This is a genomic window from Klebsiella sp. LY (assembly GCF_004010915.1).
Classification (GTDB): Bacteria; Pseudomonadota; Gammaproteobacteria; order Enterobacterales; family Enterobacteriaceae; genus Klebsiella; species Klebsiella quasipneumoniae.
Genome location: NZ_CP022444.1, coordinates 1,192,866 through 1,207,215, shown reverse-complemented (window position 1 = coordinate 1,207,215; position 14,350 = coordinate 1,192,866). Strand labels below are relative to the sequence as shown.

Sequence of the window (14,350 nt, the reverse complement as noted above, 5' to 3'; positions counted from 1 at the left end):
CTATGTCCGAAACCAAAAACGAATTAGAAACCCTGCTGGAAAAAGCGGCTACCGAGCCCGCTCATCGTCCGGCATTTTTCAGCGCGCTGCTTGAGGCCACCGTCTGGGTACCGGGCAGCGCAGCCGATGGCGAGCAGATTGTCGAAGATAGCGCGCTGGATCTGCAGCACTGGGAAAAAGATGACGGCACGTCGGTCATTCCGTTCTTCACTTCGCTGGAGGCTCTGCAGCAGGCGGTGGAAGACGAACAGGCTTTCGTGATGATGCCGGCCCGCACGCTGATGGCGATGACTCTCGGCGAATCGCTGTTCCTCAACCCGAAGCTGCCGAGCGGTAAAGAATTCACCCCGCGGGAAATCAGCCATCTGCTCGGGGAAGAGGGCAGCCCGCTCAGCACCCAGACGGTGCTGGAGGGGGGCGAAGCGCTGCTGCTGTCTGAAGTCGCCGAGCCGCCGGCGCAGATGGTGGATTCGCTGACCACGCTGTTCAAAACGCTGAAAACCGTCAAGCGGGCGTTCCTGTGCTCGATCAAAGAGCACGCCGACGCGCCTGCTAATCTGCTTATCGGCATTGAAGCGGAAGGGGATATCGAGTCCATTATTCAGACCACCGGCAGCGTGGCCACCGATACCCTGCCCGGCGATGAGCCGATCGATATTTGCCAGGTGGTAGACGGCGAGAAGGGCATCAGCCACTTTATGATTGCCCATATCACGCCGTTCTATGAAAAGCGCTGGGGCAGCTTCCTGCGCGATTTCAAACAAAACCGCATTATCTGACAGCGGGGGCGGCAGCCCCCGGTTTCGCTATACTTTCAGCTCGATGCCAAAGCGGGTTGGTAAAGATTAATGCAGGGCGGCAACGATTCGCGGATAGGCTGACACCATGTGATAGAGCAGAAATCCCGCCACGCACAGCGTGACGATGCCGTTGAAGAGCGCCATATCCCCGCGCCAGGCCCGGCACCTTTCCTCTCCCAGCAGATAGCGTAGCGCTGCTACCAGCCCGGCGACCAGCATAAACGCCAGTAACACCCCCACCATCTGCGCACTGACAATATACCAGCCCAGCGGCGTATTCACGCCCCGGGCGCTCATCAGCGCGATCTGCGCCGGCAAAATCGTCTGGAATCCGAGGGTGAGGAGCATCAGAAGGCGCAGATCCGCCAGCTGAGCATCGAATGTGCGGGCCAGACGTCGGGCGTCACGCAGCAGCAGCCCTCCTGACGTCACCGCCGCGGCAACGCTGATGTGCTGGAGAATAAAAATATATAACGCCAGGGTCCCGGATCCGACCCGGGACAAAAAGAACAGATTGCAAAAGACCATGACCAGCAGGCCAAATTTCGTCACCCAGGCACGGAGTACCTCGCCGGGCCAGCGGCGGCTTGACGCCGGGTTGTGCATTATCCATGCGGCAAGCGTCGATTTACCATAACCGGGCGCGAGCAGCACCATCAGAAAACCCAGCAGCGCCTGATGACCATAGGTGATCAGCGGGACGTCTGCCAAAGTGACGCCGAGAAAGCGGGTATAGACGGAAACGGGCGCAGGAACCAGGCTTAACCATGTTCGGTTCCATTGCGGCCAAAAATAGAGGATCGCGCCGCCGACCAGCAGGCCAGCGATGCCTCCCAGCCAGGGAAGGCGCGGGGAATAAGCAGAATGTGGGTTGGAGACTAATGCCATTTTCACTCCTTGTGGTGACATCAGGTTAGGGATTAAGCGCTCCCTCCTGGAGCTGGCCCCGACGGCGCCCGTTAAGCGCGCTTTCGGCGGGAGATGGTGAATTAGTCAGGGCAACCTTCGAGCCTGGCGTAAAGATCCTCATGAAGATATTCCAGCTCCAGCAAGGCGCCATCGCGTGCCTGGTTGAGGGCTTGCTGATGCTGCCATTCGTCGTGGCTCTCATCTCCACCGGCAAAAATCTCCTGCAGATATTCAATCAGTGACGATTCTGCCAGCCAAAGGTCATTCTCTTTACCCTCGAAGCGGACGACAGGATATTCACCCTGTTCATCACGCTCGGTGACATAGATAAATACCTGCTGATCTCCGGGATGGCAGAGGCGAATCAGGGCAGGAAGACGCGGATCGTCGTTCCAGACGGGCATCAGCTCTTCAATATCCAGCCCGATCATATCAAGGCCATTCATATAATAAGCATCTTCATCCAGCGAGTCGGAAAGCAGGACGCCATGTTCATCAATGGCGTCCAGAACCGATTCCAGCACCCGTTGACCGTGGGGGCTTGTCAGCTGGCAATCGTAAGCCAGCAGCGCTTTCAAACTTTCCGGAAGCGCCACGGTTTCGCTATTTTGCGGATCGCGGTATTTCCGTACTCGCATGCGATCCACTTCCTCTACGGGCATCGGTTTTGGGGTGGGATTGCGGTTGTGCTTGTGTACGACATCCATGAGATCCGGTAATGAAAAAGCCATCATTCAATTTCCTTATATAGTGGGTGGCAGTAAAGCGAACACGGCAGGCGCAAGCCCTGCGGCAGCACAGAGTAACCGGTTTAGCGGCTGGCAGGAGAAAGAGGCGGGGAAAATCAGAAATTATTTAGTGGCCGCGGAACGGGGCGCCCGCGGCCATACGGCGTTTACTGAGCGGCAGGAGCCGGTTCAATCGGCAGATCGCTGCGCGCCCCCCATTCGCTCCATGAGCCGTCGTACAGGCAGACGCCGTTCACGCCAAGCGTGGTGAGCGCCAGCACCACCACCGCCGCCGTCACGCCGGAGCCGCAGCTGGCGATAATGGGCCGGTCAAAATCGACGCCCTGACGCAAAAAGATGTCGTTCAGCTCGTCGACGGTCTTCAGCTCGCCGTTAATCACCAGATCCGTCCACGGCACGTTAAGCGCGCCGGGGATATGCCCGCGCCGCAGGCCCGGGCGCGGTTCGTCAGCCAGGCCGTTAAACCGGGCCGCCGGACGCGCATCGACAATCTGCGCCGACCCTTCATGGCTGACCAGCAGCACGTCGGTCAGGCGCTTAATTTGCTGAGGATCGAAGCGCACGTCGAATTCCCCTTCGGCCACCTCCGGCACCCCTTGTTCCAGCGGTAGTTCGTCGCGGCGCCAGCCCTCCAGTCCACCGGCCAGAATCGACACCTTCTCCACGCCAAAGGCGCGCAGCATCCACCAGGCGCGAGGCGCGGAAAACAGATTGCCTTCGTCATAAACCACGAGGTGCTTATCGCTGCAGACGCCCAGTTCGCGCATGGCGACGGCAAACGCCTCGGCGCGCGGCATCATATGCGGCAGCGGGCTGGTGTGATCGGACAGCGCCTCGATATCGAAAAACAGCGCGTTCGGCACATGGCCGGCGCGGTACTCCGCGGCCATATCGCGCAGGGCCTCCTGTCCGGCGGGCGCCATGCGGGCGTCGATAATCTGGATCTCCGGGTCATCAATATGTTCCGCCAGCCAGTCGGCGGCGACAAAAAACGAGGTGGACATAGGTGCCTCCGTTTTACTATTCATGACTGAATTGTCGGCGTTTTATCGGGTGCTGACAAGTTAAGGACGCCAGAGTGGGGACGACGTCACGGCACTTTTCTGATTAATCGGCAGAAACCCGCGTCATCACTGTTGAGAAGCGCCGCCTTAACGCATAATAAAAAGTGATAATTTGCATCAGGCCCACCGGCCGAGGGGTTAGAAGGATGAAACCATTTCGTTTAGCGGCGCTGTCACTGGCGCTCCTTACCGCATTTTCATTAACCGGGTGTGACGACAGCGGTGCACCGCAGGCTACGGCCCCGACGCCGGCCGCCGATAGCGGCCCTGGCGCGGCGGCAAAACCGGACAGCGCCCAGCTGGCGGCGCTGGCGGAAAAAAGTCAGGGCAAAGCGCTGACGCTGCTCGACGCCTCGGAGGTGCAGTTGGATGGCGCCGCGACCCTGGTGCTGACCTTTTCCGTGCCGCTGCAGCCGGACCAGGATTTCTCCCGCAGCGTACACCTGGTGGATAAGAAGAGCGGTAAGGTAGATGGCGCCTGGGAGCTGGCGCCGAACCTCAAAGAGCTGCGTCTGCGTCACCTGGAGCCAAAGCGCGAGCTGATTGTCTCGGTCGACCCGACGCTGGTCGCCCTGAACAAGGCGACGCTCGATAAACCATTCGAGAAGACTCTGACCACCCGTGATATCGCGCCAAGCGTTGGGTTTGCCAGCCGCGGCTCGCTGCTGCCGGGCAACGTGATCGCCGGGCTACCGGTGATGGCGCTGAACGTCGATAACGTCGACGTGAACTTCTTCCGCATTAAGCCGGAATCGCTCTCGGCCTTCGTCAGTCAGTGGGAATACCGCAATTCATTAAGCAACTGGGAATCCGACGAGCTGCTGAAGATGGCCGATCTGGTATACAGCGGCCGCTTTGACCTCAATCCGGCGCGCAATACCCGCGAAAAGCTGCTGCTGCCGCTGAGCGACATCAAGCCGCTCCAGCAGCCTGGCGTCTACGTGGCGGTCATGAACCCGGCGGGTCATTATAGCTACAGCAACGCGGCGACGCTGTTTACCCTTAGCGACATCGGCGTGTCGGCGCATCGTTACCACAACCGGCTGGACGTCTTTACCCAGAGCCTGGAAAACGGCGCCGCCCAGTCTGGTATCGACGTCCAGTTGCTCAACGCCAAAGGGCAGACCCTGGCGCAGGCGAAAAGCGATAGCCAGGGTCACGTCACCCTGCAAACCGATAAAGAAGCCGCGCTGCTGCTGGCGCGCAAAGAGGGGCAGACCACGCTCCTTGACCTCAAACTGCCGGCGTTGGATCTGGCGGAGTTCTCCATTGCCGGCGCGCCTGGCTTCAGTAAACAGTTCTTTATGTTTGGCCCACGGGATCTCTATCGTCCGGGCGAAACGGTGATCCTCAATGCGCTGTTGCGCGATAGCGACGGCAAGCCGCTGGCGGAACAGCCGGTGAAGCTGGAGGTGGTCCAGCCGGATGGCCAGGTGATCCGCTCGGTGATGAGCAAGCCGGTTAACGGCCTGTACCAGTTTACTTATCTGCTCGACAGCGGCGCGGCCACCGGCATGTGGCACATTCGCGCCAGCACCGGCGACAATCAGCCCCGCGAATGGGATTTCCACGTCGAAGACTTCATGCCGGAACGCATGGCGCTGAAGCTGACGCCGCAGGCGGCGCCTGTCGCGCCGAATGCCGATGTCGCCTTTGGCGTCAGCGGCGCTTATCTCTACGGCGCGCCGGCCAGCGGCAACCAGCTGCAGGGCAAACTGTTCCTGCGCCCGCTGCGCGACGCCGTCGCCGCTCTGCCGGGCTTCCAGTTCGGCGATATCGCGGAAGAAAATCTCTCCCGCAGCCTTGATGAAGTCCAGCTGACGCTGGATGAAAACGGCCATGGTGAAGTGACGACCTCAAGCCAGTGGCAGGATAGCCATTCGCCGCTGCAGGTGGTGTTGCAGGCGAGCCTGCTGGAGTCGGGCGGGCGTCCGGTCACCCGTACGGTTATGCAGCCGATCTGGCCTGCCGAGGCGCTGCCGGGGATCCGCCCGCAATTTACCCTGAAGGACGTTTACGACTACCGCACTGACACCACGGTGAAGCAGCCGGTGGTGGATGAAAACAGCAACGCCGCGTTTGATATCGTCTATGCCGACGCCAAAGGCGAGAAAAAAGCCGTTTCCGGCCTGCAGGTACGGCTGATCCGCGAGCGCCGCGATTATTACTGGAACTGGTCCGACAGCGAAGGCTGGCAGTCGCAGTTCGATCAAAAAGATCTGCAGGAGGGCGAGGAGTCGCTGGATTTGCAGGCCGGCCAGATCGGTAAAGTGAGCTTTCCGGTAGAGTGGGGCTCCTATCGCCTGGAGGTGAGAGGACCGGACGATGTCGTCAGCAGCGTGCGCTTCTGGGCGGGCTACAGCTGGCAGGATAACAGCGAAGGCACCGGCGCAGCGCGCCCGGACCGGGTCACCATGAAGCTGGATAAACCGAGCTATAAGCCGGGTGACACCATCAGGCTGCACATTGCTGCCCCGGCGGCGGGTAAAGGCTACGCGATGGTGGAATCCAGCGAAGGGCCGCTGTGGTGGCAGGAGATTGACGTACCTGCCGAGGGGATGGACCTGTCGATCCCGGTGGATAAAGCCTGGAATCGCCACGACCTCTACCTCAGCACACTGGTGGTTCGTCCTGGCGATAAATCCCGCTCGGCGACGCCGAAACGCGCGGTGGGCCTGCTGCATCTGCCGCTGGGCGATGAAAACCGTCGCCTGACGCTGGCGCTGGAGGCCCCGGATAAAATGCGCCCCAACCAGCCGCTGACGGTGAAAGTGAAAGCCAGCGTCAAAGAGGGCGAGGCGCCGAAACAGGTGAACGTTCTGCTCTCGGCGGTCGATAGCGGGGTGCTGAATATTACCGATTACGCCACCCCGGATCCGTGGAACGCCTTCTTTGGCCAGAAACGTTATGGGGCGGATATCTATGATATTTACGGCCAGGTCATTGAAGGACAGGGACGTGTGGCCAGCCTGCGCTTCGGCGGCGATGGCGACGAGTTAAAACGTGGCGGTAAACCGCCGGTTAACCATGTGACCATCATCGCCCAACAAGCGCAGCCGGTGGTGCTGAACGATCAGGGCGAAGGGACGGTGACGCTGCCGATCGGTGATTTTAACGGCGAACTGCGGGTGATGGCTCAGGCCTGGACGGCGAATGACTTTGGCAGCAGCGAAGATAAAGTGGTGGTGGCCGCCCCGGTCATCGCCGAGCTGAACACTCCGCGCTTCCTCGCCAGCGGCGACACTACGCGTCTGGCGCTGGATCTCAGCAACCTGACCGATAAACCGCAAACCCTGCAGGTGCATCTTGCCGCCAGCGGGCTGGTGTCCTTGACCGAGGGTCAACTGCCGCCGGTGCAGCTGGCGCCGGGGGCACGCAGCACGCTGTTTGTGCCGGTGAGCGCGCTGGCGGGCTTCGGCGATGGCCAGGTGAACGCCACGATCAGCGGCCTGAGCCTGCCGGGGGAAACCTTCGCCCCGCTGCAGAAACAGTGGAAAATCGGCGTTCGTCCGGCGTTCCCGGCGCAGACCGTCAACAGCGGCGCCGTGCTGCAGCCCGGCGAAAGCTGGCAGGCGCCAGCGGCACAATCGGCAGGTTTCGCCCCGCAGACGCTGCAGGGCCAGCTGCTGCTCAGCGGCAAGCCGCCGCTGAATCTCGCGCGTTATATCCGCGATCTGAAAGCCTATCCTTACGGCTGCCTTGAGCAGACCGCCAACGGTCTGTTCCCGTCCCTGTATACCAGCGCGGCGCAGCTAAAGGCGCTGGGCATCAGCGGCGATAGCGACGAAAAACGCCGCGCGGCAATCGATGTCGGCATCTCGCGCCTGCTGCAGATGCAGCTGGAAAACGGCGGCTTTGCGCTATGGGATAAAGAGGGGCCGGAAGAGTACTGGCTGACCGCTTACGCCATGGATTTCCTCGTTCGCGCCGGCGAGCAGGGTTACAGCGTGCCGGTCAACGCTATCAATAAAGGCAATGAACGCCTGCTGCGCTACCTGCAGGAGCCGGGGCTGATGACCGTACGCTACAGCGACGACGCCCAGGCCAGCCGCTTTGCCGCTCAGGCCTATGCCGCGCTGGTGCTGGCGCGTCAGCAAAAAGCCCCCCTCGGCGCCTTGCGTGAAATCTGGAGCCGTCACGACCAGGCGCGATCCGGCTTGCCGCTGTTGCAGCTCGGCATCGCGCTGAAAACCATGGGTGATGCGCCGCGCGGCGACGCCGCGCTGAAGCTGGCGGTTGCCACCCCGCGTCAGGATGAGAAACGCTGGCTGGGCGATTACGGTAGCCCGCTTCGCGATGACGCCCTGAAGCTGGCGCTGCTGGAAGAGAATAAGCTGCTGCCGGAGGTGCAAAATCAGCTTTTGAGCACGCTGTCGGAAGAGGCCTATGGCCAGCGCTGGCTGTCGACCCAGGAAACCAACGCCCTGTTCCTTGCCGGACGGACGCTGGCCGACCTGCCGGGCAGCTGGCAGGCGCAAACCTCGCTGCAGGCGGAGCCGCTGACCGGCGACAAAGCGCAAACCCGCAACCTCGACGGCGATCGGCTGGCGGCACTGCAGGTGAGCAACACCGGCAGCCAGCCGCTGTGGCTGCGCCTCGACAGCAGCGGCTATCCGCAAAGCGCGCCGCAGCCGGGCGGTAACGTCCTGGGGATTGAACGAACTATTTTCGATACCCAGGGGCAGCAGAAATCGCTGTCATCACTGCGCAGCGGCGAACTGGTACTCGTCAAGCTGGAGGTGACCGCCAAACGCAACGTGCCTGACGCGCTGGTGGTTGATCTGTTGCCAGCCGGTCTGGAGCTGGAAAACCAGAATTTGGCCAACAGCAGCGCCAGCCTGCAGGAGAATGGCGAAGCGGTGCAAAACCTGCTTAACCAGATGCAGCAGGCGGATATTCAGCATATCGAGTTCCGCGATGACCGCTTCGTCGCCGCAGTCGCGGTCAATGAAGGTCAGCCGGTGACGCTGGTCTATCTGGCGCGAGCGGTGACGCCGGGCACTTATCAGGTCCCGCAGCCGCAGGTGGAATCGATGTATGTGCCGCAGTGGCGGGCGACCGGAGCGGCCAGCGGCCCGCTCACCGTGACGCCGTAAATGCGCGTATTGCCTCGGGTAAAACGCTGCTGGCGCGGGCTGGCAGCGTTTATTTTTCTGCTGTGGCTGGCGGTGCTGGCTGCCGATCGCCTGTGGCCGCTGCCGCTACGGGACGTTACGCCCGCCCGCGTGGTGGTGGCGGAAGACGGGACGCCGCTGTGGCGGTTTGCCGACGCGCAGGGCGTCTGGCGTTATCCGGTCACTCTCGCCGACGTGTCGCCGCGTTATCTTCAGGCGCTCATCCAGTATGAAGACCGCTGGTTCTGGCGCCATCCGGGGGTCAATCCCTTCGCTGTAGTACGCGCCGCCTGGCAGGATCTTACCTCCGGGCGGGTCATTTCCGGCGGCAGCACGCTTACCATGCAGGTGGCGCGCCTGCTCGATCCCCACCCCCGCACTTTCGGCGGCAAGCTGCGCCAGCTATGGCGTGCGCTGCAGCTGGAGTGGCATCTGTCAAAAAGCGACATTCTGACCCTCTATTTGAACCGCGCGCCGTTTGGCGGCACCCTGCAGGGTATCGGCGCGGCCAGCTGGGCCTATCTCGGGAAGCCGCCTGCCAGGCTTAGCTACGGCGAGGCGGCGCTGCTGGCAGTGCTGCCCCAGGCGCCCAGCCGTTTACGTCCGGACCGCTGGCCGCAGCGGGCCCAGGCGGCGCGCGATAAAGTGCTTGCGCGTATGGTCAGTCAGGGCGTCTGGCCGGAGCAGGCGGTAAAGGAGGCGATGGAGGAGCCGGTGTGGCTGTTTCCGCGCCAGATGCCGCAGCTGGCGCCGCTCTTCGCCCGTCGGGCGCTGGCGAGCAGTGGTGATGAAAAGGTGGTGACGACCCTCGATGCCGGACTCCAGCGGCAGCTTGAGGATCTGGCGCTGAACTGGAAATCGCGCCTGCCGCCGCGCAGTTCGCTGGCGATGGTCGTGGTCGATCACACGGATATGAAAGTCCGCGGCTGGGTGGGTTCGGCGGATATTACGGACGACAGCCGCTTTGGCCACATTGATATGGCGTCGGCGGTCCGTTCGCCGGGGTCGGTGTTGAAACCCTTCATTTATGCGCTGGCGATGGATGAGGGGCTGATTCATCCGTCGTCGTTATTGCAGGATGTGCCGCGGCGCTTTAGCGATTATCGCCCCGGTAACTTTGACAGCGGCTTTCACGGCCCGGTGAGCGCCAGCGAGGCGCTGGTGCGCTCCCTGAATCTACCGGCGGTCCAGGTGCTTGAAGCCTACGGGCCCAAACGTTTCGCGGCGAATTTGCGCAATGCCGGGTTGCCCCTGATGCTGCCCGCCGGCGCCGAGCCAAATCTGTCGTTGATCCTCGGCGGCGCCGGGGCGAGGCTGGAAGATATCGTCGCGGCATACAGCGCCTTTGCCCGCCACGGGAAGGCGGCGCGGCTGCGCATGAAGCCCGGAGACCCGCTGGTGGAAAGGGCGCTGCTATCCCCGGGGGCGGCGTGGATCGTCCGGCGCATCCTGGCCGGCGAAGCGCAACCGGTTCCCGATGCCTCACTCCCGCAAGTGGCGCCGCTGGCCTGGAAGACCGGCACCAGCTACGGGTATCGCGATGCATGGGCGGTGGGTCTCAATGCGCGTTATCTGATAGGCATCTGGACCGGGCGTCCGGACGGTACGCCGGTGGTGGGGCAGTTTGGTTTCGCCAGCGCGGTGCCGTTGCTCAATCAGGTCAATAATCTGCTGCTCGCCCGCCCGGCGATGAGCCGCGGCGGCCTGCCGGTCGATCCGCGCCCGGCAACGGTCAGCCGCGGGACGCTATGCTGGCCCGGCGGCCAGGCGCTGCCGGCGGGCGACAGCAACTGCCGTCGTCGCCTGGCCAGCTGGCTGCTGGAAGACAGCCAGCCGCCGACCCTGCTGCTGCCGGGGCAGGAGGGCGTGCGCGGGATCCGCTTCCCAGTGTGGCGTAATGAACACGGCGAACGGGTGGCGGCGGATTGTCCCGGGGCGCGCGAAACGGTGGTTGAGGTTTGGCCGCTGCCGCTGGAGCCCTGGCTACCGCCGGGTGAGCGTCGCGCCGCGCGTCTGGGGCCGGCATCAAGGGCATGTCCGCCGCTGCAAACTCAGGATGTCGCACCGCTGGTGCTCTCCGGGGTCCGCGAGGGGGCGGTGATTAAACGTCTGCCGGGCGAGGCGCGGGTGATGTTGCCCCTGCAAACCAGCGGCGGGGAAGGGCGGCGCTGGTGGTTTATCAACGGCCAGCCGATAGATGCCGCCGGCGCGAGAACCACGCTAACCCTGGATAAGCCCGGCGAGTGGCAGCTGGTGGTGATGGATGAGGCAGGGCAAACGGCGGCCGCGCGTTTCACCCTGCAATAACCAGGGTAAATTTGTTGTTGGCGGTTTGTGTTTTCAATACTCATCTTATTTTAACAAAATGTTACCTTCATCCGTAGGCAGGGGCGGGGATGCTCATTATAATGCGCGCCAGGCCATACGATCGTATGTGCAACAACAGAACATTTAATTAGAGGTAATCATGGCTATTGAACGTACTTTTTCCATCATCAAACCAAACGCGGTGGCAAAAAACGTTATTGGCAGCATCTTTTCCCGCTTTGAAGCTGCAGGGTTCAAAATCGTCGGCACCAAAATGCTGCACCTGACCGTTGAGCAGGCTCGTGGTTTCTATGCTGAGCACGAAGGTCGCCCGTTCTTCGACGGTCTGGTTGAGTTCATGACCTCCGGCCCGATCGTGGTTTCCGTCCTGGAAGGCGAAAACGCGGTTCAGCGTCACCGTGATCTGCTGGGCGCGACCAACCCGGCAAATGCGCTGGCGGGTACCCTGCGCGCTGACTACGCTGACAGCTTCACCGAGAACGGCACCCACGGTTCCGACTCTGTAGAATCCGCTGCTCGCGAAATCGCGTTCTTCTTTGCTGAAGGCGAGGTTTGCCCGCGCACTCGCTAATCCTCGTCGTCTTTTCAACCGTCGCGGCGTTGGCTGCGCGCGTTCACCCCGGTCACATAGTTATCTATGCTCCCGGGGATTAATGAGAGGCTCCTGCCTCTCACCGGAGGCCAGCCTACGGCTGGTCAAATTCGTTCCCGACGAATTTGTCACTTGCTTGCCGCCTTGCGACAATCGAAAAGCCTTAGAGGATTGAGCAGTCAGTTACAGATTTTTTATCATTGCTTTGTGCAAACGTGGCAATGATGCGCCAGAATTTGTAGAATATAGCGCCCCTGGACGAGCTGTCGCTCTCCGGGGCGTTTCTTTTTCAACCCACCTGGGGCCATAACGTGTAATAACGAGGCCGGAAAACATTATGTCTGAACAAATTGTCACGCCTGATACCGCCGCTCTGACGGTGCCGAACAAAGATGCCAAAATCAACCTGCTGGATTTAAACCGTCAGCAGATGCGCGAGTTTTTCAAAAACATGGGCGAGAAGCCTTTCCGCGCCGATCAGGTGATGAAATGGATGTATCACTACTGCTGCGATGACTTTGATGAGATGACTGACATCAACAAAGTCCTGCGCAGTAAACTGAAAGAAGTGGCGGAGATCCGCGCCCCGGAAGTAGTTGAAGAACAACGCTCAACCGACGGGACCATCAAATGGGCGATTGCCGTTGGCGATCAGCGCGTCGAGACCGTCTATATCCCGGAAGAAGACCGCGCCACCCTGTGCGTCTCCTCCCAGGTAGGCTGCGCGCTGGAGTGTAAATTCTGCTCCACCGCCCAGCAGGGCTTTAACCGCAACCTGCGGGTTTCCGAAATTATCGGCCAGGTCTGGCGCGCGGCGAAAATCGTCGGCGCGGTGAAGACCACCGGCGTACGTCCGATCACCAACGTGGTGATGATGGGCATGGGCGAGCCGCTGCTGAACCTCAACAACGTCGTTCCGGCGATGGAAATCATGCTCGACGATTTCGGCTTTGGCCTCTCCAAACGTCGCGTCACCCTGTCGACTTCCGGCGTGGTGCCGGCGCTGGATAAACTCGGCGATATGATCGACGTCGCGCTGGCGATCTCCCTGCACGCGCCGAACGATACCATTCGTGACGAAATCGTCCCGATCAACAAAAAGTACAACATCGAGACCTTCCTCAACTCGGTGCGCGGCTATATTTCGAAGTCCAACGCCAACCAGGGCCGGGTGACCATCGAGTACGTGATGCTGGATCATGTCAACGACGGCACCGAGCACGCCCACGAACTGGCGGCGTTGCTGAAAGATACGCCGTGTAAGATCAACCTGATCCCATGGAACCCGTTCCCGGGCGCGCCGTATGGCCGCAGCTCCAACAGCCGCATCGACCGTTTCTCCAAAGTCCTGATGGAGTACGGCTTTACGACCATCGTGCGTAAAACGCGCGGCGACGATATCGACGCCGCCTGCGGTCAGCTGGCGGGCGATGTTATCGACCGTACCAAGCGCACGCTGCGTAAGCGGATGCAGGGCGAAGCGATTGACGTAAAAGCGGTCTGACAAATGATGGCCCGTGCAGCGCAGGCGGCACGGGCCATATTTATGACCTATAGCCAGGCGAAATACGCTGATTCGGTTAATAATTACGGTGCGTTTTTGTCGACTTTGAGGCAGTATGTAGCGGCACAACAACCGCTTAGCATTCAATTTTGATTCGTCTCTGTGATCGCGCGGCTGACAGTCCTATACTGTGAGGCTGACGTACCACAGATGTCTCGCGGCGCCGGCTTTTTCCCGCGCTGAACTTTAAATTTCACGTACCAGTAGTTGTAGCGAATGAATACTGAAGCCACTCAAGATCATCAAGAAGCAAACACCACGGGCGCGCGTCTGCGTCACGCCCGCGAACAACTCGGACTTAGCCAGCAAGCGGTGGCAGAACGCTTATGCCTGAAGGTGTCCACGGTTCGTGATATTGAAGACGATAAGGCGCCTGCCGACCTCGCTTCCACCTTCCTGCGCGGTTACATCCGCTCCTATGCTCGCCTCGTACATATTCCAGAAGACGAGCTGCTGCCGATGATGGCCAAGCAAGCGCCCATCCGTGCGGCGAAAGTCGCGCCAATGCAGAGCTTCTCTTTAGGTAAACGTCGCAAAAAACGCGACGGCTGGCTGATGAGCTTCACCTGGCTGGTGCTGTTTGTGGTTATCGGCCTGAGCGGCGCCTGGTGGTGGCAAGACCATAAGGCGCAGCAGGAAGAGATCTCCACCATGGCCGATCAGTCTTCCGCTGAGCTGAACAGCGGCGACACCAGTAGCCAGAGCGTGCCGCTGGATACCAGCGCCCCGGCAGCCCCGACCGCCGATAGCGCTGCGAACAGCGCGCCAACTGATACCGCCAGCGCCCCGACCACCAGCGCACCGGCTCAGACGCCAGCGGACAATAACGCCGTTGTCGCGCCTTCCCAGGCCAATGTCGATACCGCAGGCGCAGCCCCGACGGCGCCGGCTACCCCGGCCACGCCGTTGCCGACCAATCAGGCGAACGTGACGAACCCGGCGGCATCGGCGCAGGATCTGGTGATGAACTTTTCCGCCGACTGCTGGCTGGAAGTGAGCGATGCCACCGGCAAAAAATTGTTCAGCGGCCTGCAGCGTAAAGGCGGAAACCTGAACCTGAGCGGTCAGGCACCGTATAAGCTGAAAATTGGCGCCCCGGCTGCGGTAGAGATCCTGTATCTGGGCAAGCCTGTCGATTTAAGTCGTTTTATCAGAACTAACCAGGTTGCGCGTCTGACCCTTAATGCCGAATCATCACCGGCGCAGTAACAGACGGGTAACGCGGGAGAT

Annotated in this window: 9 protein-coding genes; 6 read left to right on the top strand and 3 right to left on the bottom strand. The window is 61.1% G+C overall.

Annotated elements, in window-relative coordinates:
* Positions 1–2: 2 nt before the first annotated feature.
* Positions 3–779, top strand: a complete 777-nt coding sequence (sseB, locus tag CE636_RS08590) for an enhanced serine sensitivity protein SseB (RefSeq protein ID WP_004201877.1) — start codon at positions 3–5, stop codon at positions 777–779.
* Positions 780–845: 66 nt separating this feature from the next.
* Here sseB and CE636_RS08585 read toward each other — a convergent pair whose 3' ends face one another.
* The 3 genes from CE636_RS08585 to sseA form a co-directional block, all read right to left on the bottom strand.
* Positions 846–1,688: a hypothetical protein gene (locus CE636_RS08585; RefSeq protein WP_017900430.1), complete on the bottom strand. Its 843-nt coding sequence runs from the start codon at positions 1,686–1,688 to the stop codon at positions 846–848.
* Between the two features lie 101 nt (positions 1,689–1,789).
* Positions 1,790–2,440: a DUF5066 family protein gene (locus CE636_RS08580; RefSeq protein ID WP_025999262.1), complete on the bottom strand. Its 651-nt coding sequence runs from the start codon at positions 2,438–2,440 to the stop codon at positions 1,790–1,792.
* Between the two features lie 164 nt (positions 2,441–2,604).
* On the bottom strand, positions 2,605–3,462 hold the full coding sequence (gene sseA, locus CE636_RS08575) for a 3-mercaptopyruvate sulfurtransferase (protein WP_017900432.1): 858 nt from the start codon (positions 3,460–3,462) through the stop codon (positions 2,605–2,607).
* 206 nt (positions 3,463–3,668) lie between these two features.
* Here sseA and CE636_RS08570 point away from each other — a divergent pair, with 206 nt between their 5' ends.
* From CE636_RS08570 to rodZ, 5 genes are all read left to right on the top strand, one after another.
* Positions 3,669–8,618 (top strand): alpha-2-macroglobulin family protein, encoded by a 4,950-nt coding sequence (locus CE636_RS08570; RefSeq protein WP_017900433.1) that lies wholly within the window; start codon positions 3,669–3,671, stop codon positions 8,616–8,618.
* Positions 8,619–10,943 (top strand): peptidoglycan glycosyltransferase PbpC, encoded by a 2,325-nt coding sequence (pbpC, locus tag CE636_RS08565; RefSeq protein WP_017900434.1) that lies wholly within the window; start codon positions 8,619–8,621, stop codon positions 10,941–10,943.
* A 160-nt stretch (positions 10,944–11,103) separates the two neighbouring features.
* On the top strand, positions 11,104–11,535 hold the full coding sequence (gene ndk / locus CE636_RS08560; RefSeq protein WP_004144312.1) for a nucleoside-diphosphate kinase: 432 nt from the start codon (positions 11,104–11,106) through the stop codon (positions 11,533–11,535).
* Positions 11,536–11,893: 358 nt separating this feature from the next.
* Entirely contained in the window at positions 11,894–13,060 is a 1,167-nt protein-coding gene (locus CE636_RS08550; RefSeq protein WP_002913894.1) for a bifunctional tRNA (adenosine(37)-C2)-methyltransferase TrmG/ribosomal RNA large subunit methyltransferase RlmN, read from the top strand.
* A 276-nt stretch (positions 13,061–13,336) separates the two neighbouring features.
* On the top strand, positions 13,337–14,329 hold the full coding sequence (rodZ, locus tag CE636_RS08545; protein WP_017900435.1) for a cytoskeleton protein RodZ: 993 nt from the start codon (positions 13,337–13,339) through the stop codon (positions 14,327–14,329).
* Positions 14,330–14,350: the final 21 nt, after the last annotated feature.

Coding starts and splice junctions, on each gene's coding strand:
- sseB (WP_004201877.1), top strand. CDS start 3: ATGTCCGAAACCAAAAACGAATTAGAAACCCTGCTGGAAAAAGCGGCT.
- CE636_RS08585 (WP_017900430.1), bottom strand. CDS start 1,688: ATGGCATTAGTCTCCAACCCACATTCTGCTTATTCCCCGCGCCTTCCC.
- CE636_RS08580 (WP_025999262.1), bottom strand. CDS start 2,440: ATGGCTTTTTCATTACCGGATCTCATGGATGTCGTACACAAGCACAAC.
- sseA (WP_017900432.1), bottom strand. CDS start 3,462: ATGTCCACCTCGTTTTTTGTCGCCGCCGACTGGCTGGCGGAACATATT.
- CE636_RS08570 (WP_017900433.1), top strand. CDS start 3,669: ATGAAACCATTTCGTTTAGCGGCGCTGTCACTGGCGCTCCTTACCGCA.
- pbpC (WP_017900434.1), top strand. CDS start 8,619: ATGCGCGTATTGCCTCGGGTAAAACGCTGCTGGCGCGGGCTGGCAGCG.
- ndk (WP_004144312.1), top strand. CDS start 11,104: ATGGCTATTGAACGTACTTTTTCCATCATCAAACCAAACGCGGTGGCA.
- CE636_RS08550 (WP_002913894.1), top strand. CDS start 11,894: ATGTCTGAACAAATTGTCACGCCTGATACCGCCGCTCTGACGGTGCCG.
- rodZ (WP_017900435.1), top strand. CDS start 13,337: ATGAATACTGAAGCCACTCAAGATCATCAAGAAGCAAACACCACGGGC.